This is a genomic window from Acidovorax sp. Leaf191 (assembly GCF_001424425.1).
GTDB lineage: Bacteria > Pseudomonadota > Gammaproteobacteria > Burkholderiales > Burkholderiaceae_C > Acidovorax.
This window is the reverse complement of record NZ_LMPT01000003.1, coordinates 158,976-181,622: the sequence shown is the minus strand read 5'-3', so window position 1 is coordinate 181,622 and position 22,647 is coordinate 158,976. Positions and strand designations below refer to the sequence as shown.

Genomic DNA, 22,647 nt, shown 5'->3' with positions numbered 1-22,647 from the left:
ACCGCAAGCCAGATCGTGTGGGCTGTTTATTTCAGCTTGAACAGCGACACCATCGCATCGCGATAAAGACTCTGCCCCACCGAATTGGTGTTGTGGTGCGAGCCACCCTCCACCAGCACGAACTGCTTGGGCTCGTGGGCGGCCTCGTACAGCTTGCGGCCCAGGCTGGGCAGGATCAGGCTGTCGTCGCTGCCGTGCACCACCAGCAAGGGCGATCCGATCTCGGACACCTTGCGCACGGATTCGAAACGCTGCGTGATCAAGGCCGACACCGGCAGCCAGCCCCATTTGAAGGTACTGACCACCTCCGGAATGCTGGTGAAGGTGCCTTCGACGATGGTGCCTTGCTCATCGTCCACTTGGCGCGCCAGGTCGATGGCGATGGCGCCGCCCAATGAGTGGCCGAAGATGTAGCGGGGCTTGCCCGGCTGGTGCTGGGCCAGCCAGTCCCAGGCCGCCCGTGCGTCCTCGGCCGCAGTGGCTTCGGACGGCAGGCCCGCGCTGCTGCGGCCAAAACCGCGGTAGTCGATGGCCAGGACCGAAAAGCCCAGCTCCTGCATGCGCCGGATGCGGCCGGACGACCCCGCCACGTTCCAGCGTGCGCCGTGCAGATACAGCAGCACTGGAGCGTCCGCCCGGTCGTGGGGCAGCCACAGGCCGTGCAGCCGCTCGGCCTTGCCACTGTCGTTTGAGCGGAAGTCGATCCAGACATCCGCCATGTCGTCGGTGGACTGAGCGCCACCCCAGCTGCGGTCGCTGGGCTGAAAGATCCACTCGCGCTGCTTGGCATCGAGGGTGGCGCAGCCCGCCGAGACGGCAATGGCCAGGGCCAGGGAGATCAGGAGGGGGGTGCGTTTCATGAGAGGGACTGAGTGCCATCGTGTCGGAAAGTTCTGACACGGCAAGCAGGGTTTGTGCCTATCTCCCAGGAGAGACCGCCAAATGCCCTGCAACTCCCCTTCTTTTCACCGCTTTGTGCCCCAGGGTGGGGCCGGCCTGCGGTTACACCACGCCCTGCGCCAGCATCGCATCCGCCACCTTCACGAAACCGGCGATGTTGGCGCCGTCCACATAGCTCACACGGCCGTCGGCGTGTTGGCCGTAGCGCAGGCAGGCGGCGTGGATGCCCTGCATGATCTGCAGCAGGCGCGCATCGACCTCTTCGCGCGGCCAGGACAGGCGGGCTGCGTTCTGGCTCATCTCCAGGCCCGATGTGGCCACGCCGCCGGCATTGCTCGCCTTGCCGGGGGCGTACAGCACGCCCGCCGCCTCGAAGGCCTTGGCGGCGTCGATGGTGGAGGGCATGTTGGCGCCTTCGGCCACGCAAATGACGCCGTTCTGGATGAGGGTGGCTGCGTCCTTGGCGTCCAGCTCGTTCTGGGTGGCACAGGGCAGGGCGACGTCCACCGGGACGTGCCAGGGGCGCACGCCGGCTTCGAACTTCACGCCGGTGCGTTTTGCATAATCGCTCACACGGCCATAGTGGTGGTTCTTCACATCCATCAGGATGGCGAGCTTCTCGGTGGTAAAGCCTTCTTCGTCGATGACCGTGCCGCTGGAGTCGGACACGGTGATCACCTTGGCGCCCAGCTCCAGGGCTTTTTCCACCGCGTACTGCGCCACGTTGCCCGAGCCCGATACCGACACGCGCAAGCCGTCGAACGCGCGGCCCTTCTGCTTGAGCATCTCCTGCGCGAAGTAGACCGTGCCGTAGCCGGTGGCTTCGGGGCGGATCAGCGAGCCGCCGAACGACAGGCCCTTGCCGGTGAACACGCAGTCGGCCCGGTTGGAGAGCTTTTTCATCATGCCGGCCATGAAGCCCACCTCGCGGCCGCCCACGCCGATGTCGCCGGCCGGCACGTCGGTGTCGGCACCCACGTGGCGGAACAGTTCCGTCACAAACGCCTGGCAAAAGCGCATCACTTCACCGGCGCTCTTGCCCTTGGGGTCGAAGTCCGAGCCGCCCTTGCCGCCGCCCATGGGCAGCGTGGTCAGCGCGTTCTTGAAGGTCTGCTCGAACGCCAGGAACTTGAGCACCGACAGGTTCACCGACGGGTGAAAGCGCATGCCGCCCTTGTACGGCCCGATGGCCATGCTGTGCTGGATGCGGTAGCCGCGGTTGACCTGCACCTTGCCATGGTCGTCCACCCACGACACGCGGAACATGACGGTGCGCTCGGGCTCCACCAGCCGCTCCAGCAGGCCGTGCTCGGCATAGCGGGGGTGCTGGGCGATGAACGGCCACAGGCTCTCCATGACCTCCGTGACAGCCTGCAGAAATTCGGGCTGACCCGGATTGCGGTGGGCCACGTGAGAAAGGAAGCTGTCTGCGGACTCGTATTTCATGTTCTCAAGACTTTCTGAAGCAAAAAGGCAGGCAAGAGCGCACTGCAACACGACATTATGTTCAAAAGTTATACGTTGATGCGGATGTCTCTGCACAATGGTGGGGAATGTGGCCCGTGAAATGCCACATATTGGTGCGTCTGGTGGGCGGCTAAACGCCGTCACCGGTTGGCGGGAAGGGCGTCACGGCCTTGTCACAAGGTCAGCCCACAGTTCGGCGGTTCTAAACACAACGAGGAGAAGAGCATGCACATTTCTGGTGCGAAGTTGGGTGCGGTGGCCTTGCTGGCCACGCTGGCAGCTTGTGGTGGCGACAACGACAGCCCGTATCCCACGCTGAACGGCGACCGCCCCCTGGTCATCGGCCACCGCGGCGCGGCCGGGTACCTGCCGGACCACACGCTCGAAGGCTACAAGCGCGCCATCGAGATGGGTGCCGACTTCATCGAGCCCGACTTGGTGGCCACGAAGGACGGCGTGCTCGTGGCCCGCCACGAACCCAACATCACCGGCACCACCGATGTGTCCACCCGCGCCGAGTTCGCCAACCGCAAGACCAAGAAAATGGTGGACGGCGTGCAGGAAGAAGGCTGGTTCGTGTCCGACTTCACCCTGGCCGAGATCAAGACCCTGCGCGCCATCCAGCCGCTGTCGGACCGCGACCAGTCGTTCAACGGCAAATTCCAGATCCCCACCCTGGAAGAAGTGCTGGACCTGGCCAAGAACGAAGGCACCAAGGCCGGCCGCACCGTCGGCGTGTACCCCGAGACCAAGCACCCCACGTACCACGTCAACCTGGGCCTGCCGCTGGAAGACCGCCTGCTCGCCATCCTGGCCAAGTACGGCTACACCACCAAAGCGTCGCCCGTCATCGTGCAATCGTTCGAGGTATCGAACCTCAAGTACCTGCGCACCAAGACCCAGATTCGCCTGGTGCAACTGGTGGACGCGAACGACGTGAACGCCGACGGCAGCATGGACCTGACCGCCCCCTACGACAAGCCCTACGACTTTGCCGTGGCCGGCGACAAGCGCACCTTTGCCAGCCTGCTGACCGCCGATGGTCTCAAGGAAGTCAAGACCTACGCCGACGGCATCGGCCCCTGGAAGCCGTACCTCATTCCTTCCAAGCAGGTGGACGCCAACAAGGACGGCAAGCCCGACGACCTCAACGGCGACGGCGTGATCGACGAGCGCGACCGCGTGATGATGGCGCCCACTGACGTCGTGAAGAACGCCCATGCCGTGGGCCTCATGGTGCACCCCTACACCTTCCGCAGCGAAGCCAAGCGCCTGGCATCGGACTTCAAGGGCGACCCCAAGGCCGAGTACAAGCTGTTCTACAACCTGGGGGTGGACGGCGTGTTCAGCGACTTCCCTGACGTGGCCAAGGCGGCGCGGGACAACTGATCGGCAGATCGACGGGGACACGGCGACCTTGTGCCGTGCCACTCCTGCCAAAACAAAGCCCGCGACTGCGGGCTTTGTTTTTTGTGTGTTCGGTGCGCTGTCACGCCGTTGCTGCTGCCGTTGCTGCTGCCGTTGATGATGCCGGTGCAGTTGCAGCTTTGGCGGGCTCCTGGGCTGCAAGCTGGTCGGCGGGCGGCAAATCCATCCAGGCCCGCATGAGCGCAGGCTGTTTGCGCAGCCAGTGCGTGGGCATGGCCTGCGTGCCCCAGACGGGGATGCGGCCGGCGTATTCACCCATCACCCAGAACTGCCGAAGCGCCAGGCACGGGGTGATGGCCGCCAGGTCCGCCGCGTGTATGGCGCGCACTCCGGTGTACCCGATGAGATAACGGTGCCAGCGCTCCATCACCGCGGCAGTGGCGGGTGTTTCATGACTGCGCGGCAGCAGCACCCACAGGTACACGCTCAGCTCGTACGCCAGCAGGCCCGGGCCTGCGTCGTCGAAGTCGAAAAACGCGGCCACGCGGCTGCGCTCGGCTCCTTCGGGGTTGTCGGGGCTGTCGGCCATGAAGTTGTTGCTGCCGTGGCAGTCGCCATGGCAATGCACGCGGGTGAGGCTCGGCGGGTCCGCAAAGCGCGAACGCAGGTCCTCGGCCAGAGCCGTGAATTCGCGTGCCAGAGCCGCATCCACGGTGGGTGCTGTGAGCATGCGCTGCAGTGATGCGTCCAGCAGCAGCGGCAGGTCCAGCGTGTAGTGGCTTTCGGGGCCTGCGTAGCTCTGTGCTGCGCCATGCAACTGGGCCAGGCCCCGGCCGGTGGCTTCGATATCCACCAGCGATTCGCCGGGCGGGTCGCCCGGTAGAAAGTCGAACAGCAGCAGCGCCCGGGGACCTTCGGGCAGTGCCAGCACCACGCTGAAGGACCCATCTGCCGCGGGCAGCGGCGCGGCGACCGGAATGCCGTGCGCGCGCAGGTGGGTTAGCAATGCGGTTTCGTAGGCGATGTTGGGGTCGCCGCGAGGCCGTTCGGCGCTCAGCCGGGCGATGGCGTGCAGCCCGCTGGCAAAGTGCAGTTCATAGACTTGGTTAAAGCCGCGCCGCAGCAGCACGCAGTGCGCCACAGGGCCCAGGGGCCAGCCGGCTTCCACGGCGCGCGCAATGGCCTCGCCCGTGGGGGTGGTCTGTGCGATGAAGTGGGGGTCGAGGGGGATCATGGCGGGCGCTTCCATTCCAGCAGGGCGGGCGATTCTGCCGCCAAACGGCGGCCAGCGGCTTAACGGCAGCCAAAGGTGGACCCCAGGGGCCTGTCCGGCGCGCCCGTCAGAAGCCCACTGCGAACCCGACGCTCAGCAGCGTGCGACCCTGTTGGCGGCCCACCGTGGCATCCAGCTGTCGACCGGGTGCCCATTCCCACCGCGCTCCTGCCTGAAACACCGGCGCACTGTGCTGGACGCCGAAGGCCTCCACGTGCGGCGTGATGGCGCCCCAGCTGTGCTCCAGGGACACGCCCCAGGTGCCGCGCCAGGACTGGCCGCGTTCGCGCTGGGTGCCCAGGTTGGCGTTGGCCACGCCCCACGGTGCGGCGCAGGTGCCGATGAGGTTCAGCGCCACCATGCTGCCCCCGCTGTGGCCCCCGGGCTGTCTGCGGTGGGTGATGCCCGCCGTGCTGGCGGCATTGCAACCATCGGTCTGCGCGGGGCTCCACAGCCACTTGGCCTGCAACCCCTGCAGCGTGTGGCGCTCCCCCATGTCGCGCGCCAGCAGGGCGCCCAGCTCCAGCCCTTCGATGGGGGTGAAGGCCGGCGCTGCATAGAAGGTGCCGCGCTGCCCGCGCTGGCCTTCCCACCAGGCTTCGATGTGGCCCTGGCCCACCTCATCCACACCCGCATCGTCCACGGTGAGCGGGCGCCCTGCGTGGGCGCTGGGCAGGGCCATGCAGAGCGCTGCCAGTACGGCGGGCACTGCGGACATGGCGGGATGGGGCTGGCGGTAGTGGGACGGCTGCATTGGCTGGAAGACTCTGGCTATGCGAATGGCGCGGGGAACAGCAGTGTGGTTCTGGGAAGGGACCTACCGTCCGCGCAGGAACAGCGCGTCCAGTTCCTTCATCGACAACTGCCGCCACGTGGGCCGGCCGTGGTTGCACTGGTCGCTGCGGTCGGTGGTCTCCATCTGGCGCAGCAGCGCGTTCATCTCGTCGATGGTGAGCCTGCGGTTGGCCCGCACCGCGCCGTGGCAGGCCATGGTGCCCAGGATCTCGTTGCGGGCGCGCTGCACCACGGTGGTCGCGTCGTGCGCGGCCAGTTCGGCCAGCACGCTGCGGGCCAGCTCGACCGGGTCGCCAAAGCCCGACGCGGTGGCCAGCGTGGTGGGCACGGCCCGCACGGCCAGGGTCTTGGGCGAGAACGGCACCACCTCCAGGCCCAGCAGGGCCAGCACCTCGGTGGATTCTTCGGCAGTGGCGACTTCCTCGGCCGTGGCGGCGAAGGTGGCGGGGATCAGCAGTGGCTGGCTGGCAATGCGTGCGCCGCTGTCCACCTGGGACTTGAGGCGTTCGTACACGATGCGTTCGTGCGCGGCGTGCATGTCCACGATGATCATGCCCTGCGCGTTCTCGGCCAGGATGTACACGCCGTGCAACTGTGCCACGGCGCGGCCCAGGGGCCAGGTGGTCTCTGGGGTGTCTCGGCCGGTGCCGGCGGGTGCGCTGCCTGCCATGGCATTGGCGCTGAGTGGTGCAGCGGCTGGCGGCGGGAACGCGGTACCTGGAGAGCTCCAGGGCGGTGCCTCGGCCGATTCGCCAGCGGGCCTGTCCTGTCCTGGCTGCCCCAGCGGCCCCTGCGTGCCTTGCCACAGGGCCTGGCCGCCTGGCGCGCTGGCCGCAGCAGGGTCCTTGCGCGGGCCCCACAGCGCCTGCAGGTCGGCCACCTGGTGGCCACGTTCTTCAAATCTGATAGCGGATTGCGCTTGCCAAGTGCGCGGTAGCGCCTGTTTTGACGTCACAACGGCAGCGCTGTCGTCCGCAGGGCTCGCATCGCCCTCGGCAGAGGCTGCGGCGGCTGCCGCGGCCAGCGCTGCGGCGCGTGGTGCGGCCAGCGCGTTTTCCACCGCGTGGCGCACCGCCTGATGCACCTCGCGGCTGTCGCGAAAGCGCACCTCGATCTTGGTGGGGTGCACGTTCACATCCACGCGCGCCGGGTCGATCTCTACATACAGCGCATACACCGGCTGCTTGTGGCCGTGCAGCACGTCTTCGTACGCGCTGCGCGCGGCGTGGGTCAGCACCTTGTCGCGCACGAAGCGGCCGTTGACGTAGCAGTACTGGTGGTCGGCGCGCGAGCGTGCGGCGTCGGGCAGGCCGGCGCGGCCGGTCACGACCACCGGGCCCACGCGGTGCTGCACGGCGACCGACTGCGCGACGAAGTCCTCGCCCAGCACGTCCGACAGGCGCCGCGCCAGCGCGTCCTGCAGGCCGCTGGCGCTGGCGCTGGCCTGGCCCGGCACGAAGGTCGCGCGCCACTGCTCCACCAGCTTGCCTTCGTGCCAGATGGCAAATCCCACATCGGGCCGGGCCAGCGCGTGGCGGCGCACGGACTCGATGCAGTGCGCAAGCTCGGTGGCGTCGGTCTTGAGAAATTTGCGGCGCGCCGGGGTCGAAAAGAAAAGCTCCTTGACCTCCACCGTGGTGCCCGTGCTGCGGGCGGCAGGGCGCAGTTCGCCGCTGCGTGCGTCCAGCAAAAAGGCGTTGCCTTGCGCCGCAGGTCGCGAGAGCAGGGACATCTCGGACACCGAAGCGATGGCCGCCAGCGCCTCGCCCCGAAAGCCCATCGTGGCCACAGTTTCCAGGTCGTTCAGGTTGGTGATCTTGCTGGTGGCGTGGCGGCGCAGCGCCACGGGCAGCTCCTCGTGCGGAATGCCGCCGCCGTCGTCTTCCACCGTGATCAGGCGCACGCCGCCGGCGGACAGCCGCACGGTGATCTGCGTGGCGCCGGCATCGAGCGCGTTGTCCACCAGCTCGCGCACCACGGAAGCGGGGCGCTCCACCACTTCGCCAGCCGCGATCTGGCTGATCAGCTCGTTGGGCAGGTCGCGGATGGGGCGGCGTGGGGGGATGGGGGCGCTGGCCGGCAGGGCCGTGGCGAGGGGGGCGGTGGTGTCGTTCACCCCGTGGATTTTAGGGCCGGGCTCGCGCAGGGGCTTTGCGGGTCACCCCGGCGGGCTGGGGATAATGCCCGCTGCTTTTTTCAACACCAGCCCCATGGAACTTGTCACCTTTCTCATCGATTTCATCCTGCATGTGGACAAGTACCTCGAGGCGTTCGTGCAAGCGTACGGCCCGTGGGTGTACGCGCTGCTGTTTCTCATCGTGTTCGTGGAAACCGGCGTGGTGGTCATGCCGTTCTTGCCGGGCGACTCGCTGCTGTTCATCGTCGGGGCGCTGTGCGGCGCGGGGCTCATGAGCCTGCCCATCGCCTGCGTGGTGCTGATCGCCGCAGCCATCCTGGGCGACCAGTGCAACTACTCGATCGGGCGGTACTTCGGGCCCAAGGTCTTCCAGTGGGAAGACTCGCGCTGGTTCAACCGCCGCGCGTTCAACCAGGCGCATGATTTTTACGAGCGCTACGGCGGCATCACGATCATCCTGGCGCGCTTCATGCCGTTCATCCGCACCTTCGCACCCTTCGTGGCGGGTGTGGCCGAGATGAACCGTGCCAAGTTCACGGCTTTCAATGTGGGCGGCGCGCTGCTGTGGGTGCTGGGCATCTGCACCGCGGGCTACTTCTTCGGCAACTTTGCCTGGGTGAAGGAAAACCTGGACAAGATCATCTGGGCCATGATCTTCATCCCCGGGCTGATCGCGATCTTCGGTGCCTGGCGCGCCGGGCGGGCGGCCAAGACGGCCTGAAGCACCGGCAACGCCACCCCCAAAGCAAAACTCCTGACGCTCGGTGTACGAGTGCCAGGAGTTTTTTTACGCCGCCATCGGTCGCCCAGGCGGGCGGTGATGGTGGGTGTGAAGCAAATTAACGGCGATATCCACGGCGTTGGTCGCGATCTTCACCGATTTCGTGGCCCACCAGCGCGCCGGCTGCGGCACCGCCAATGGTCCCTACAGGGCCGCCGAAGATGGCATTGCCTGCGACGCCGCCTACGACGGCACCGACGCCGGTACCCACTTGGGCATCGGTGGGGTTGGAGGCACAACCACCCAGGGCAAGGGCCGCGGTGCAGGTGGTCGCAAGGAGGATGTGACGGATTTTCATGGCAAGAGTCCTTTGTGGTGTGGATTCAGGCCTTGCAGTTGTTCAGCGGGTGCTGCTCAACTCGACCTGTGACTGAAATATCCACCCGGCACCGCGCCGCCGGCGTAGGCAAGCGGGGGAGGTGCCTGTAGGACATGCCGCGCCGTGGCTGACGGCAGGGCGTGATCCGAAGCGGCCCGGACATCGCCGCCGAATGGCGCCCGGCCAGGCGGCGCGGGTGCTGGCCTGCCGCGCCGTTGCGCTCGTGTATTGGCCGCATTTCTTAGGGTTTACGAGGCGGTCGTCCCCGTTGCCAATCCTGCGGCGCAGACAGATCATTGATCGGTCATGAACACAAGCCGCGAACACAACGCGGCCAACCAGGGGATACCACGATGGGCCAGCACACCAACTCCGCGGGCCAAGGCCCTCAGCTCACCGTCGCGCAGCAGATCAGCCTCATCGTCGGGGTGGCGGTGCTGGCGCTGGTGATCATCCTGGCGCTGAGCCTGGTGCGGGTGCAGCACCTGGGCCGCACCGTCGACCAACTGGCGACCGAGCAGGTCGAACGGCTGCAGCTGGCGCTGCGCTGGCGCAGCAACATCGCGGTCAACTCCACGCGCGTGTTCTCCATTGCGCAGAGCGACGGTGACGACCTGCAGAACTACTTCAAGGACATGGTGGCCGCCACCACGGCAGACACCAGCACGGTGCAAAAGCGCTACACCGAGCTGGAGAAAAGTCCCGAAGGCCTGCGCATCCAGGAGGAGCTGGCCGCCGTGCGCACGAGCTATCTGGAAGCGCGCGACAAGTCCCTGGCCCTCAAGAAGGCGGGCGACATGGCCCAGGCCAAGAGCTACGCCCTGGCCACGTTTGCACCGGTGCTCAACCAGTACAACACCGTGGCCGACAAGATGGTGGCCTACCAGGTGCAGCGCTCGGCCGAGCAGGCCGGCGAAGCGGCCGCGCTGATCAGCTCGTACCGCACCACGGTGCTGGTGGCGGGCGTGGCCGGGCTGGCGCTGCTGGTGGTGCTGTCGGTGGTGGTGGTGCAGCGCATCCGCCGGTCATTGAACGAGGTGGCCACGGTGGCCCAGCGCATCGGCGAGGGCGATCTGTCGCAGCCCATTTATGCGCAGGGCCGGGGCGAAGTGGCGCGGATGATGCAGGCGATGCAAACCATGCAGGCGTCGCTGGTGCGCATCGTGGGCGACGTGCGCCACAGCAGCGACAGCATTGCCACCGGCTCCAGCGAGATCGCGGCCGGCAACGCGGACCTGAGCCAGCGCACCGAAGAGCAGGCGGCCAACCTGGAGGAGACCGCGGCGTCGATGGAAGAGATCACGAGCACGGTGAAGAACAACTCCGACACCGCGCAGCGGGCCGCGGTGCTGGCGGGCACCGCGTCGGCTGCGGCCGTCAAGGGCGGCGAAGTGGTGGGCCAGGTGGTGGCCACCATGCAGGACATTTCGGCCGCGTCGCGCAAGATCACCGACATCATCGCGGTGATCGACGGCATTGCGTTCCAGACCAACATCCTCGCGCTCAATGCCGCCGTGGAGGCCGCCCGCGCGGGCGAGCAGGGCCGTGGCTTTGCCGTGGTGGCCAGCGAGGTGCGCAGCCTGGCCGGGCGCAGCGCCGAGGCTGCCAAGGAGATCAAGGCCCTGATCACCGCCAGCGTGTCCAGGGTCGATGACGGCACGCAGCTGGTGAGCAACGCGGGCCAGAGCATGGAAGACATCGTCACCCAGGTCAAACGCGTGAGCGATCTGATCGGCGAGATATCGAGCGCCACGGGCGAGCAGACCATCGGTATCAGCCAGGTGGGCGAAGCGGTGACGCAGCTCGATCAGGTCACGCAGCAAAACGCCGCGCTGGTGGAGCAAAGCGCCGCGGCGGCCGACAGCCTCAAGCACCAGGCGGCGCGGCTGGCCGAGGTGGTGAGCGTGTTCCGCCTGTAGCTTGAATTGACCAGCAGCCCCCGGTGTGACGGAACCGGCGGGCCGGTGCAAGATGCTTGTCAGCGCTCGCCCGGCAACAGGCACAGGGTGACCAGCAGCGAGGCCGATTGCACCGCCTTGAGCGCATGCAGCATGCGCGGCGCCAGGTGCACGAAGTCGCCGGCGTGCAACTGCTGCACGGCGCCTTCGTTCATGAACTCCACCACCCCTTCGATGCACTGCACCGTGGCTTCGCCCGGGGTCTGGTGTTCTTTCATGGACTTGCCCACGGGCAGCACCACGCGCATGACCTCGAGCTGGCCGGCTTTGAGTATGGCGGTGGTGATGGCTTCGGGCAGGCGGTCGCCCAGGGGGCGAACACTGACGATCTGGCCGGATTGGGCGTGGGGCAGTGCCATGGCAGTTCTCCTTGCGTCCGTGGCGCACGGCCTGCTCGGAGGGGGCGGGGGCTGCACGCGGGGTGTGGATGATGCAGGCTACTTTGCCTGTACTTGGCGGTCCGCGCAAGGCAAGCCAAGGCACGGCGAAGCAAAGCAAAGCAACGCGCCCCGCGCTGTGCGGCCTGCCGTGGCGGTCCTACACCGAGCGGCTGCGCGCCAGTGGCGGGTTCTTGGCGAAGTAGCGGGTGATGCCGCGCATCAGCGCATCGGCCAGCTGCTCCTGGTAGGCGCTGCTGCGCAGGCGCTGCTCTTCCTCGGGGTTGCTGATGAAGGCGGTCTCCACCAGCACGCTGGGGATGTCGGGCGCCTTGAGCACGGCAAAGCCCGCCTGCTCCACGCGCGGCTTGTGCAGCTTGGCCATGCCGCCGATCTCGCCCAGCAGCACGCTGCCGAGTTTGAGGCTGTCGTTGATCTGCGCGGTGGTGCTCATGTCCAGAAGCGCGCGCTGCACATGCTGGTCCTTGGACTGCACGTTGATGCCGCCCACCAGGTCGGCCTGGTTTTCCTTGTTGGCCAGCCAGCGCGCGGCGGTGCTGGAGGCGCCGCCCTGGCTGAGCGCGAACACGCTGGCACCGCGTGCGGCCGGGGTGGTGAAGGCATCGGCATGGATGGAGACGAACAGGTCGGCCTGCACGCGCCGGGCCTTTTGCACGCGCACGCCCAGCGGCACGAAGAAGTCGCCGTCGCGCGTGAGAAACGCGCGCATCGGGTTGCCGCCCACGGTGGTGGCGTTGATGCGGTCGCGCAGCAGGTGGGCCACGCGCAGGACAACGTCCTTCTCGCGCGTGCCGGCCGGGCCGATGGCGCCGGGGTCCTCGCCGCCGTGGCCGGGGTCCAGCGCCACGATGATGATGCGGTCGGTCTGTGTCGAAGTGGCCCGATTGGGCGTGGCGGGCGCGGGGCGCGCAGGCTCGGCCGGAGGCGGCGCTGCGGCCACCACAGGTGGTGGTGGCGCTCCGGGCGGACCGGGGCGCTGGGTGCGCTGGGCGATCAGGTCGCCCAGGGGGTCGGTCTCGGCGGGCGGCTGGGGGCCGGTGCGTGCAGTGACGGTGGGCGGCGCAGGCAGCGTTTTGCCGGCGGCGGGCACGTCGCGCAGGCGCTCGGCGATCAGGGCTTCGAGCGGGTCCACCGGTGCGGCCGGGTACAGGTCGAAGACCAGGCGGTGCTGGTAGGCGGCCACGGGCGGCAGGGTGAACACCTGGGGCATGGCGGCCTGCTTCAGGTCCACCACCAGGCGCACCACACCGGGCGCGTTCTGGCCCACGCGGATGCCGGCGATGTTCGGGTCGTCGGGCTTGACCTTGGCCACCAGCTCGCGCAGCTCGGGGCTCAGGTCGATGCCTTCGATGTCCACGGCTAGGCGCGGCGGCGTGGTCACGAAGAACTGCTTGGCCACCAGCGCGCCGTCGGATTCGATGGTCACGCGGGAGTATTCAGGGGCCGGCCATACGCGCACGGCCAGGATGGTGGCGCCACGGGCGATCTGCTGCGTGCCCAGCAAAAGGACCAGGCTGCCCGCCTGCAGCAGCGTGCGGCGGGATGGCTGGCGCGGTGCCGGGCGGGGGGGCAGAGTCATTCGTTCAGAGTCCTTGCAGCAGGTGGAGGCCGTGGGCCGTGTGGGCGTGCACCGTGACGGTCCTTTCGGTGTCGTCAATTGCTTCAATGTGTATAGCAAGGTCTGCAGGCGGGGTCAGCGCTGCAGCCTTTTCTGGCCATTCTGCCACCTTGAGGCCCGGGTTGGCAAAAATGTCCCTGAATCCGGCGTCTTCCCACTCGCGCGGGTCGTCGAAGCGGTAGAAGTCGAAGTGCCAGACCGTGGTCGCATGCGGCGCAAGGCCCGGCGCCTCGTGCGGCTCCACCACGGCGTAGGTCGGGCTCTTGATGCGGCCCTCGACGCCCAGGGCGCGCAGCAGGTGGCGCACCAGGGTGGTCTTGCCGGCGCCCAGGTCGCCGTGCAGTGTGACAAACGCGTTGGCGAGGAGGGGCTGCGCGGCGAGGCGGCGGGCGAAGGCGGCGGTGACGTCCTCGCTGTGCCAGGTGAAATGGCGGGCGGGTTCGGCGGCGCCGGGCGTGCCGCTTTCTACAATCTGGCCGGTATGTGGTGCAACAGTCAACTCGTTCCTCAAATGCAGGAGTGGGCCCGCGAGCTGGGATTTTCCCAAATCGGCGTGGCGGGGGTGGACTTGTCCGCTGCAGAGCCCGGTCTTTCGGCCTGGCTGGCGCAGGGGTTCCATGGCGAGATGCATTACATGGCATCGCACGGCCTCAAACGCGCGCGCCCGTCCGAGCTGGTGCCCGGGACGGTGAGCGTGATCACGGCGCGCATGGATTATTTGCCGCGGGACACCGGGCAGGCGGCGGGCCAGGGTTCGGCGGAAGAAGGCAGCCAAGGCGCGGGGCCCGCCTGGCAGGCCCACGAGCTGGCACGGCTGACCCGGCCGCACGAGGGCATCGTCTCTGTCTATGCCCGGGGGCGTGACTACCACAAGGTGCTGCGCGCACGTCTTCAGAAGCTGAGCGACCGCATCGCCGAGGCCATCGGCCCGTTCGGCCACCGCGTGTTCACCGACTCGGCCCCGGTGCTGGAGGCCGAGCTGGCCGCGCGCAGCGGGCAGGGCTGGCGCGGCAAGCACACGCTGGTGCTCAACCGCGAGGCGGGGTCGATGTTCTTCCTGGGCGAGATCTATGTCGACATGGCGCTGCCCGAGAGCGCGCCCGTCACCGCGCACTGCGGCAGCTGCAGTGCCTGCATCGACGTGTGCCCCACGCAGGCCATCATCGCGCCGCACCGCATCGATGCGCGGCGCTGCATCTCGTACCTCACCATCGAGCATGCGGGGGCCATACCGCTGGAGCTGCGGCCTCTGCTGGGCAACCGCATCTATGGCTGCGACGACTGCCAGCTCATCTGCCCCTGGAACAAGTTCGCGCAGGTCAGCCGGCTGCCCGACTTCGACGAGCGCCAGGGGCTGTCGGGCCAGCAGCTGGTGCATTTGTTCGCGTGGGATGAGCCCACCTTTTTGCGCATGACCGAGGGCGGGCCCATCCGGCGCATCGGGCACGAACGCTGGCTGCGCAACGTGGCGGTGGCGCTGGGCAATGCGCTCAGGGCCACGGGGGATGGCGCCTTGCGGGTGGCGCTGCAGTCGCGGGCGGACCATGAAAGCGCCCTGGTGCGCGAGCACGTGGCGTGGGCGCTGGGTCGGGAGTTTGAATGAAAATGGCCTCTGCCGCTTGATGGGCGTGCGCTAGCAGCTATCAAAATGATAGTTGGCGCATCAGCGCATCAGCGCATCAACGCACCAGCAGCCCCGTGCTTTTGAGCGTCTCCACCAGCCCCTGCGCGAACCGCTCGTAGCCTGTCGCGTTGGCGTGGATCTGGTCGGACCGCAGGCTCGCGTCGGCCAGCACCGTGGACCAGCCCTTGCTGTGCAGGGGGATCTTCAGGTCGCTGGCAATCTCTTCGTACATCGCATGGTCGCTCAGCAGGCCGGCCGACGCCGCCAGAAACGTCAGCTCGGGCACGGCCACCAGCACCACCTGGGCGCCGCTGGCGCGGGCCTGCGTGCAGATGCTGCGGATGTGGGTGCGGGTGGCGGTGGCGCTCTGGCGGCGCAGGAAGTCGTTGCCGCCGATGCTCACGATCACGAGCGCTGGCTGGTGTTTTTGCAGCAGCGCGGGCAGGCGCTCCAGCGCCTGGGCCGAGGTGTCGCCCGACACGCCGCCGTTGACCACCTTCCAGCCCGTCAGGCGCTGCAGCACGGCGGGGTAGGCCGTATCGGCCGATGCGCCCACGCCGGAGGTCAGCGAGTCGCCCAGCGCCAGCACGGTGGCATCGGGCGGCACCACCTGGCCGCGCGGGGCCTTGCGGCCGCAGGCCGCCAGGGGCGCAGCAGCGAGCAGGGCCAAGCCCGCCATCAGCGCGCGGCGGCGCGCCAGAGCGCAAGTGGCAGCAGTGCCGGGTGCGGCAGGTCTGGCAAGGCAGGCGTCGGTCATCGCAGGAACCCCAGGGCAAACGGCAGGCTCACCATGCCGAGCAAGGTGGACATCGTCACCAGGCCGGCCACATACGGCCCGTTGTAGCCCATGCGGGCGGCCAGCACATAGCAGGTGGAGGCCGTGGGCAGGGCCGAGAACGCCAGCAGCATCGTGGTCTGCACCGGGTTCAGCCCGAACAGGCGCGCCATGCCGAAGGCGATCAATGGTTGCACCAGGTGGCGGATGGACAGCACGGCCACGCTGAGCGTTTTGCCCCGGGTGAGCAGGCCGAACTCCAGCCCCGCGCCCGCGGCCATGAGCCCCAGCGCCAGCGACGTCGCGCTGATGCGGCCCACGGTGGGCGCCGCCCAATCGGGAATCTGAAAACCGAGCAGGTTGGCCACCAGCCCCGACAGCGTGGCCACGATGAGCGGGTTGCGCGCCAGTTCGCGCACGAAGCTGTGCTTGCCATTGCGCGCCATGGGCCACACGGCGGCCACGTTGAACAGCGGCACGCACACGCCGATCAGCACGGCGATCATGAGCAGCCCCTCGGTGCCCGCCAGGCGCTCGGCAATCGCCAGGCCAATGAAGGAGTTGAAGCGAAACGCCACCTGCGCGCTGGCCGCATGGTCGCGCACATCGATGCGCTTGCCGACCCAGGGCCAGTGCGGCAGGCTGTAGGCGAGCGCAATGCCGATCAGCCCCGACAACAGCCCCGCCGCGATCAGCCCCGAGGCGGCGCCGATGTCCACCGGGCTCTTGACGATGGACTGGAACAGCAGCACCGGAAAGAGCAGGTAGTACACCAGGCTCTCCACGGGCTGCCACACCGACCGGTTCAGCGCGGTGTACCGGCAGATGAGGTAGCCGCACAGGATGAGGGAGAAGTCGGGGAGCAGGAGCTGGGCGTAGTTCACCGCCTGAGAATACTTGATGCCGGGCAAGAACCTGGGGTTAGCCCTTATGTGGAATCCGCAGGCTGCCGCAGCGTGCATTGCGCATACCATCGGCGCTGTCTGTCTGTACCCCCGCACGAAGGAGAACTCGAATGCATCGTCGTCAATGGCTTGCTCTGACTGTACTGGCCGCGGCCGCCGGATCGGCCGCCGCCCAGGGCTACCCCAACAAGGTGATCAAGCTGCAGGTGCCGTTTGCACCCGGCGGCACCACCGACATCATTGCGCGCGTGATCGCCGACCCCCTGGGCCGCGCCCTGGGCCAGAGCGTGATCGTGGAGAACAAGGCCGGTGGCGGCGGCATCGTGGGCGCGTCGGAAACCGCCCGCTCGGCACCGGACGGCTACACGCTGGGCATCGCCACCGTGTCGACCACGGCGGCCAACCCCGCCATCAACCCCAAGACGCCGTACAACCCGCTGACGGACTTCACGCCCGTCATCAACATCGCGGCCACGCCCAACATCATCGCGGTGAACCCCAACTTCCCCGCCAAGGACTACAAGGCCTTCGTGGCGGAACTCAAGAAGTCGCCGGGCAAGTATTCGTACTCGTCGTCGGGCACGGGCGGCATCGGCCACCTGCAGATGGAGCTGTACAAGAGCCTGTCGAACACCTTCGTCACGCACATCCCCTACCGTGGTGCGGGCCCCGCGCTGAACGACACCGTGGCCGGCCAGGTGCCGATGATCTTCGACAACCTGCCCTCGGCCCTGCCGTTCATCAAGGACAACCGCCTGGTGCCCATCGTGGTGGCCGCACCCCAGCGCGTGGCAGCCCTGCCCAACGTGCCCACGTTCAAGGAACTGGGCCTGGAGCCTGTGAACCGCATGGCCTACTACGGCATCGTCGGCCCCAAGGGCCTGCCCAAGGACATCGTGGACAAGATCAACGCCGGCGTGCGCAAGGCGCTGGAAGATCCGGCCGTGAAAAAGCGCATCGAAGAGACCGGATCCATCGTGCTGGGCAACACGCCCGAGCAGTTTGCCGAGCAGATCAAGGCCGAGTTTGCCGTGTACAAGGAAGTGGTCGTCAAGCAGAAGCTGACGCTGGAGTGAAACCGGGCCCGGTGCTTCCGCACCACCGTTTCCAGGCCGCCTTCGGGCGGCTTTTTTGTGGGCGCACGCGGCCCTGTCGGCCATGGCCTGTGCGGCGCGATTGGGTGTTGCTCGGTAGTCAACGCAAATCTACCGAGGGTGACATTGCAACACCAGGGCAATTCAAAGAATCTTGCCTGCACGAACGGATCGGCCGAGCCACAACGGGAGCGCCGGACGTCGTCAACCCAAGCCAGAGGCCCACATGTCCACCATTTCCCCTTCTTCCCCTGCGACGGCACCTGAGGCCAGCCCGGTGCGATCCCTGAAAGTCCATCAGATTGCCCTGGTGCTGGGGATCGCCGGTGTGCTGACCATCGCGTCGGAATGGGCTGGCACCGCCACGTTCCCGGTCGGCTTCACGAAGGTAACGCTGTTTCCGTTCCTGTGGGCGCTGCTCGCCTGCGTTCTGTGCAGCATCGCCATGAAAAGGGCGGATGCGTCGGGGCGCGAATACATCCGCACGCAGACCATCGCGTCGGACTTCGTGCAGATCGGCATCATGCTGTTCATCGCCAAGCTGGGTTTCACGGTGGGCATCAACCTGCAGAAGGTGATCGCCGCAGGCCCGGTCCTGCTGCTGCAGGAGGCGGGCAACTTCCTGGGCACCATCGTGCTGGCGCTGCCCGTGGCGCTCTTGCTGGGGATCAAGCGCGAGGCCATCGGCGCCACGTTCTCCGTGGGTCGCGAACCCGGTGTCGCGCTGATCGCCGAGCGCTACGGCATGAACTCGGCGGAGGGCCGCGGCGTCCTGGCCGAGTATGTGACGGGCTCGGTCATCGGCGCGGCCTTCATGGCATTCTTCGCGAGCATGGTGGCGCACACGGGCATCTTCAGCCCCGAGGCTCTGGGCATGGCGGCGGGCATTGGCTCGGGCAGCATGACGGCGGCGGCCGTCGGTGCGATCTCGGTCCAGTACCCGGCCGAGAAGGACACCATCGCCGCCTTGGCCGCCGCGAGCAATCTCATCACCACCGTCGTCGGCACCTACATACTGGTCGTGTTCTCCCTGCCCATGGCCAACTGGCTGTACGCGCGTCTGGAGCCCATCCTCGGCAAGAATCGCAAGGCCATCATCGTCGAGCACGACGCCGCAATGCGCGAGGCCATGGGCGAGATGCACCAGCAGGCGCGCCTGCCGTGGGGCGGCATGCTGGCAGCGGTCGTGGGCACGGCGGCGATCGCGCTGGTGGGCAATCAGTTCACCGGCGGCAAGTCCCTGGTGCTCGCCCTGCCGGGCATGCTGGTGCTCGTGGCCTGTGCGCTGGCGGGTCTGGTGATGTCGCGGCTCGCACCGCGCTTGCGCATCCCGGCCATCATCTGGGTGTCCATCATGGGCGTGCTGGTCAGCGTACCGGTGTCTCCCCTGGCCCCGCTGGTCAATCCAATGGTGGAAAAGGTCAACCTGCTGACCGTGGTGACCCCGGTGCTGGCCTATGCCGGCCTCTCGCTGGCCAAGGACCTGCCGGTGCTCAGGGCCCTGGGCTGGCGCATCGTGGTCACTTCGCTGATCGCCACAGCAGGTGCCTTCCTGGCAGGGGCTGTCATCGCCCAGTACTTCGGAGGCTGAACCGCATCGCTGCCGCAGGTGGGTCGGTGGCACGGATCGGGCCTGATCGCTCTGCCTCCCGGCGCTGCGCAGCCGGCGCTCAGGTCCTGGTCTTGCGAAAGGCCCGCATGGTGGCAATGAGCTGCAGCAGCAGCTGGTTGGCGGCGGCCGGCAGGCTGCGACCCAGCCGCGTGATGATGTGGGCTTCGGCGCTGGCCAGCACCGCCTGATCGATCGGAATGGCCACCAGGTCGCCGGCCTGCGTTTCCTGCGACACGGCGAAGGCAGGCAGCAGCCCCACCCCCAGTTGCGCCTTGCAGAAATGCTTGACCACCGAGATCGAATCGGTGGTGAGCTTTGGCACCAGCCTCAGCGTTTCCATCTGCTCTGCCAGCGCCACGATCTGGCGCGTGCCGTAAGAGCCGTGCATCAGGGCCAGCGGATGCTCTGCCAGCTGCTTGAAAAGGGGCTGGCGCTGCAGCCGGGTCAGTGGATGGTCCGGCACCACGATGGCGCACATCGGCTGGCGCACCGCCGCGCGCGAGCGGATGCCTGGCGTGGGTGGCGGGTTGTAGACCAGCCCGATGTGTGCAGCATCCTCGCTGACGCGGCGCAGAACGTCGTTGGTGCCGGCCAGGCTGAGGTTGACCGTCAGGCGCGGATGGCGCCGCCAGAAGTCCTGCAGCGGCTCGTCCATGAGGTCGCTGACGAAGCCTTCCCCCAGCACCAGGTCGATGTGTCCGCGCGCAAGTCCGCGCAGTTCCTGCAGCTTGACGATCAGGTCGTCCTGATGCGCCCGATGCTGGCGGTAGTAGTCGCACACCATCTGCCCGGCCTCGGTGGGTCGCACGCCACGGCCCAGGCGCTCGATCAGCGTGACCGCCAGTTCGGCCTCCAGCTGCGCGATCTGCCGGCTGACCACCGACGGGTTCATGTCCATCTTGTCGGCCGCAGCCCGGACCGAACCGGAGACCGACGCCTCGTACAGGTAGCGCACGCGGCGGTCGTCGATGAAGCCCGCCGCCAGATCAGCCATCGTGGTCATGGGATTTTGTTGCCTTGTAGTCAACGAAATTCTACTGGTGTTGACATTGATGAACTCAAGGGCCGGCGCGAAGATTCCTGCCATCGGCACGCAACGCCATTCACACGGAGATACGGCATGAAAACCATCGGCATCATTGGACTGGGCAACATGGGGCGCGGCATGGCCCTGTCGCTGCAGCGCGGCGGCTACGAGGTGGTGGGCACCGATGCCGCGAGCGCCGTTCGCGCCCAGCTGGCGGCCGACGGCATCCGCGTGGTCGATTCCATCGGAGAGGTGGTGGCAGCGGCCGAAATGGTCGTCCTGTCGCTGCCCACAGCCGCGATCGTCTCGGAGGTCGTGGCCGGTGCGGGCGGCATCATCGACCATGCCAAGCCCGGGCTGATCGTCGTGGACACCTCGACCTCCCACCCCGACACCACGCGCGACCTGGCAGCCAGGCTGCAGGCGGCGGGGATGCGCATCATCGATGCGCCCGTGAGCGGCGGCCCCAGGGGCGCCATCAACGCCACCATGACCATGGTGATCGGCGCTTCCGACGAAGACTTTGCCCAGGCGCAGCCCGTGCTGCAGGCCATGAGCGCCAAGCGCGTGCATGTCGGCCCGGTGGGTGCCGGGCACGTCGCCAAGATCGCCAACAACCTGTTGGCTGCGGCCCACCTGCTGGTCGCGGGCGAGGTCACCCGCCTGGCTGCTGCCGCCGGCGTGCCGGTGGAGCAGGTGCTGCAGGGCGTCAACGCAGGCTCGGGCCGAAGCTTCGTGACCGAGCACAACTTTCCGACGTGGGTGATGAACGGCAAGTTCGACTCCGGCTTCACCATGCAGCTCATGCGCAAAGACGTGCGGCTGGCCCAGGAGCTCACCGCAGGCGTGGGGCTGGACCTGCCGCTGACGCGGCGCGTGGCCGAGCTGTGGGCGCAGAGCGCCGACTCCATCGGCGACGCCGAAGACTTCAACCGCATCGTCGAACTCGGCACCCGCAACGCCCTGGCTGCGGCCTGACACCCCAGGAGCCATTGCATGAACACCCACGCCACCGAGCAACTGCTGGCTGCCTTTGCCGCCTTCTTCCCCGACACGCAGATCGGGTCCTATGTGGGCGGCGCCATCCTGCCGGGTGATGGCGCGGACATCGCGCTGATCGACCCCGCCACGGGCCAGCGCTTCCTGTCCTACCAGGACGCTGGCGAGCACGTGGCCGCCGCCGCCGCGCAGGCCGCACTGGAGGGGCAGCGGACATGGGCTGCGCTGAGCCATGCGGAGCGCGGTCGCACCATGCATGCGGCGGGCCGGCTGCTGCGCGAGCACATCGAGCCGCTGGCGCAGCTGGAGTGCATGTCTGCCGGCAAGCCCATCCGCGACTGCCGCGGCGAGGCACTGCGCGTGGCCGAAATGTTCGAGTACTACGCCGGCTGGGCCGACAAGGTCCATGGCCACGTGATCCCCGTGCCCAGCGGCCACCTGAGCTTTACCCGCCGCGAGCCCTGCGGCGTGCTGCTGCAGATCACGCCGTGGAATGCACCGCTGTTCACCTGCGGCTGGAACGTGGCACCTGCCCTCTGCATGGGCAATGCGGTGATCCTCAAGCCCTCGGAGCTCACGCCCCTCAGTTCTTTGGCCCTTGCATCGCTGATCGAAAAGGCGGGCGTTCCCCGGGGTGTGCTGTCGGTACTGGCCGGCTTTGGCCACACCACCGGTCAGCACGCGTTGATGAACCGCGCGGTGAAGAAGGTGGTGTTCGTCGGTTCGCCAGCGACCGGTGGCAAGGTCGCCGCGGCAGCGGCGCAGCGCGGCATTCCCTGCGTGCTGGAGCTGGGCGGCAAATCGGCCAACATCGTGTTCGAGGACGCCCACCTGGAGCGCGCAGCCATCGGCGCCCAGGCGGCCATCTTTGGCAACGCGGGCCAAAGCTGCGTCGCGGGCTCGCGCTTGCTGGTTCAGCGCAGCATCTACGAACGCTTCGTGAAAATGGTGGCCGACGGCGCCGCGCAGATCCAGATGGGCGACCCGGCCTCTGCCGCGACCGACATCGGTCCGATCCACAACGCCCGGCAGTACCAGCATGTGCTGGACATGATCCGCTCGGGCCTTCGGGACGGCGCCGAAGTCGCGCAAGGCTGCGACGGCCAGCCCGCCGAAGGCGGCTACTGGGTGCGTCCCACGGTGCTGAAGAACGTGCACAACCGGATGGACGTGGCGCAGACCGAAATCTTCGGGCCGGTGCTGGTGGCGATCCCGTTCGACACCGAGGAAGAGGCGATCGCCATCGCCAACGACAGCGACTTCGGGCTGGCCGGAGCCGTATGGACGCAGGACATCGGCCGCGCCTACCGCGTTGCGTCCAAGGTCAACGCAGGCACCTTCTGGGTCAACATGTACAAGGTCATCAACGTCGCGGCCCCTTTCGGCGGCTATGGCGCGAGTGGGTACGGTCGATCTTCCGGCATCGAGGCGCTGCACGAATACACCCAGGTCAAAAGCGTCTGGGTGGAAACCGCCGAAAAGCCGGTGCAGGCCTTCGGCTACGCGCCCAGCCTCGATGCGGCGAGATGATCGGAACGCCTGCAACAGCCCAGCCCCCGCCCAACGCAGGGGTGCGGCCCGCCTGAACCGGCACCCC

General features: G+C 67.6%; 20 protein-coding genes. 8 read left to right on the top strand and 12 right to left on the bottom strand.

What is annotated here, in order from left to right; all coding sequences use genetic code 11:
* Nucleotides 1-26 precede the first annotated feature (26 nt).
* Nucleotides 27-860 carry an alpha/beta hydrolase gene (locus ASG27_RS05250; RefSeq protein ID WP_056411887.1) on the bottom strand — a complete coding sequence of 278 codons (834 nt, stop codon included), beginning with the start codon at nucleotides 858-860 and terminating at the stop codon, nucleotides 27-29.
* 142 nt (nucleotides 861-1,002) lie between these two features.
* Nucleotides 1,003-2,346 (bottom strand): NADP-specific glutamate dehydrogenase, encoded by a 1,344-nt coding sequence (gene gdhA / locus ASG27_RS05245; RefSeq protein WP_056411885.1) that lies wholly within the window; start codon nucleotides 2,344-2,346, stop codon nucleotides 1,003-1,005.
* A 246-nt stretch (nucleotides 2,347-2,592) separates the two neighbouring features.
* Here gdhA and ASG27_RS05240 point away from each other — a divergent pair, with 246 nt between their 5' ends.
* Nucleotides 2,593-3,756, top strand: a complete 1,164-nt coding sequence (locus ASG27_RS05240; RefSeq protein ID WP_056411883.1) for a glycerophosphodiester phosphodiesterase — start codon at nucleotides 2,593-2,595, stop codon at nucleotides 3,754-3,756.
* A gap of 100 nt (nucleotides 3,757-3,856) precedes the next feature.
* Here ASG27_RS05240 and ASG27_RS05235 read toward each other — a convergent pair whose 3' ends face one another.
* The 3 genes from ASG27_RS05235 to mutL all read right to left on the bottom strand — a co-directional run bounded on the left by ASG27_RS05235 (nucleotide 3,857) and on the right by mutL (nucleotide 7,919).
* Nucleotides 3,857-4,969 carry a phosphotransferase enzyme family protein gene (locus tag ASG27_RS05235; RefSeq protein ID WP_082486179.1) on the bottom strand — a complete coding sequence of 371 codons (1,113 nt, stop codon included), beginning with the start codon at nucleotides 4,967-4,969 and terminating at the stop codon, nucleotides 3,857-3,859.
* A 106-nt stretch (nucleotides 4,970-5,075) separates the two neighbouring features.
* Nucleotides 5,076-5,726 (bottom strand): hypothetical protein, encoded by a 651-nt coding sequence (locus ASG27_RS05230; RefSeq protein ID WP_235503902.1) that lies wholly within the window; start codon nucleotides 5,724-5,726, stop codon nucleotides 5,076-5,078.
* A gap of 99 nt (nucleotides 5,727-5,825) precedes the next feature.
* Nucleotides 5,826-7,919: a DNA mismatch repair endonuclease MutL gene (gene mutL / locus ASG27_RS05225; protein WP_056411879.1), complete on the bottom strand. Its 2,094-nt coding sequence runs from the start codon at nucleotides 7,917-7,919 to the stop codon at nucleotides 5,826-5,828.
* Between the two features lie 94 nt (nucleotides 7,920-8,013).
* On the opposite strand from mutL, the gene ASG27_RS05220 reads away from it, so the two are divergent.
* Nucleotides 8,014-8,661 carry a DedA family protein gene (locus ASG27_RS05220; RefSeq protein WP_056411949.1) on the top strand — a complete coding sequence of 216 codons (648 nt, stop codon included), beginning with the start codon at nucleotides 8,014-8,016 and terminating at the stop codon, nucleotides 8,659-8,661.
* Nucleotides 8,662-8,779: 118 nt separating this feature from the next.
* On the opposite strand, the gene ASG27_RS25755 is transcribed toward ASG27_RS05220, so the two are convergent.
* Nucleotides 8,780-9,019, bottom strand: coding sequence for a glycine zipper 2TM domain-containing protein (locus ASG27_RS25755; protein WP_082486172.1), 240 nt, complete (start codon nucleotides 9,017-9,019; stop codon nucleotides 8,780-8,782).
* Between the two features lie 374 nt (nucleotides 9,020-9,393).
* Between ASG27_RS25755 and ASG27_RS05215 the strand changes: the two genes are divergently transcribed.
* Entirely contained in the window at nucleotides 9,394-10,959 is a 1,566-nt protein-coding gene (locus tag ASG27_RS05215; RefSeq protein ID WP_056411877.1) for a methyl-accepting chemotaxis protein, read from the top strand.
* Nucleotides 10,960-11,018: 59 nt separating this feature from the next.
* Here the strand turns inward: ASG27_RS05215 and ASG27_RS05210 are convergent, their stop codons facing one another.
* The 3 genes from ASG27_RS05210 to tsaE form a co-directional block, all read right to left on the bottom strand.
* Nucleotides 11,019-11,357 (bottom strand): cupin domain-containing protein, encoded by a 339-nt coding sequence (locus ASG27_RS05210; protein WP_056411875.1) that lies wholly within the window; start codon nucleotides 11,355-11,357, stop codon nucleotides 11,019-11,021.
* A 178-nt stretch (nucleotides 11,358-11,535) separates the two neighbouring features.
* A complete protein-coding gene (locus ASG27_RS05205; protein ID WP_056411872.1) occupies nucleotides 11,536-12,975 on the bottom strand; it encodes an N-acetylmuramoyl-L-alanine amidase in 1,440 nt (479 codons plus the stop codon).
* Between the two features lie 4 nt (nucleotides 12,976-12,979).
* Nucleotides 12,980-13,513, bottom strand: coding sequence for a tRNA (adenosine(37)-N6)-threonylcarbamoyltransferase complex ATPase subunit type 1 TsaE (gene tsaE / locus ASG27_RS05200; RefSeq protein WP_056411870.1), 534 nt, complete (start codon nucleotides 13,511-13,513; stop codon nucleotides 12,980-12,982).
* A 12-nt stretch (nucleotides 13,514-13,525) separates the two neighbouring features.
* On the opposite strand from tsaE, the gene queG reads away from it, so the two are divergent.
* A complete protein-coding gene (gene queG / locus ASG27_RS05195) occupies nucleotides 13,526-14,617 on the top strand; it encodes a tRNA epoxyqueuosine(34) reductase QueG (protein ID WP_056411868.1) in 1,092 nt (363 codons plus the stop codon).
* A gap of 76 nt (nucleotides 14,618-14,693) precedes the next feature.
* Here the strand turns inward: queG and ASG27_RS05190 are convergent, their stop codons facing one another.
* Both ASG27_RS05190 and ASG27_RS05185 read right to left on the bottom strand, forming a co-directional pair.
* Nucleotides 14,694-15,395, bottom strand: a complete 702-nt coding sequence (locus tag ASG27_RS05190) for a GDSL-type esterase/lipase family protein (protein ID WP_056411866.1) — start codon at nucleotides 15,393-15,395, stop codon at nucleotides 14,694-14,696.
* Nucleotides 15,392-16,297 carry an AEC family transporter gene (locus tag ASG27_RS05185; protein ID WP_056411946.1) on the bottom strand — a complete coding sequence of 302 codons (906 nt, stop codon included), beginning with the start codon at nucleotides 16,295-16,297 and terminating at the stop codon, nucleotides 15,392-15,394. Before ASG27_RS05185 ends, ASG27_RS05190 begins: the two co-directional genes overlap by 4 nt.
* Nucleotides 16,298-16,428: 131 nt before the next feature.
* Here ASG27_RS05185 and ASG27_RS05180 point away from each other — a divergent pair, with 131 nt between their 5' ends.
* Both ASG27_RS05180 and ASG27_RS05175 read left to right on the top strand, forming a co-directional pair.
* Nucleotides 16,429-17,394 carry a tripartite tricarboxylate transporter substrate binding protein BugE gene (locus tag ASG27_RS05180; RefSeq protein ID WP_056173646.1) on the top strand — a complete coding sequence of 322 codons (966 nt, stop codon included), beginning with the start codon at nucleotides 16,429-16,431 and terminating at the stop codon, nucleotides 17,392-17,394.
* Nucleotides 17,395-17,638: 244 nt separating this feature from the next.
* The gene (locus tag ASG27_RS05175; RefSeq protein WP_082486171.1) at nucleotides 17,639-19,003 is read left to right on the top strand and encodes a DUF3100 domain-containing protein; all 1,365 of its coding nucleotides are present in this window, start codon (nucleotides 17,639-17,641) and stop codon (nucleotides 19,001-19,003) included.
* Nucleotides 19,004-19,082: 79 nt separating this feature from the next.
* Here ASG27_RS05175 and ASG27_RS05170 read toward each other — a convergent pair whose 3' ends face one another.
* Entirely contained in the window at nucleotides 19,083-20,027 is a 945-nt protein-coding gene (locus ASG27_RS05170) for a LysR family transcriptional regulator (protein ID WP_235503901.1), read from the bottom strand.
* 6 nt (nucleotides 20,028-20,033) lie between these two features.
* Here ASG27_RS05170 and ASG27_RS05165 point away from each other — a divergent pair, with 6 nt between their 5' ends.
* Complete coding sequence (locus tag ASG27_RS05165) at nucleotides 20,034-21,029, top strand: NAD(P)-dependent oxidoreductase (protein WP_268751116.1); 996 nt, start codon at nucleotides 20,034-20,036, stop codon at nucleotides 21,027-21,029.
* Between the two features lie 18 nt (nucleotides 21,030-21,047).
* Complete coding sequence (locus tag ASG27_RS05160; protein ID WP_056411860.1) at nucleotides 21,048-22,580, top strand: aldehyde dehydrogenase family protein; 1,533 nt, start codon at nucleotides 21,048-21,050, stop codon at nucleotides 22,578-22,580.
* Nucleotides 22,581-22,647: the final 67 nt, after the last annotated feature.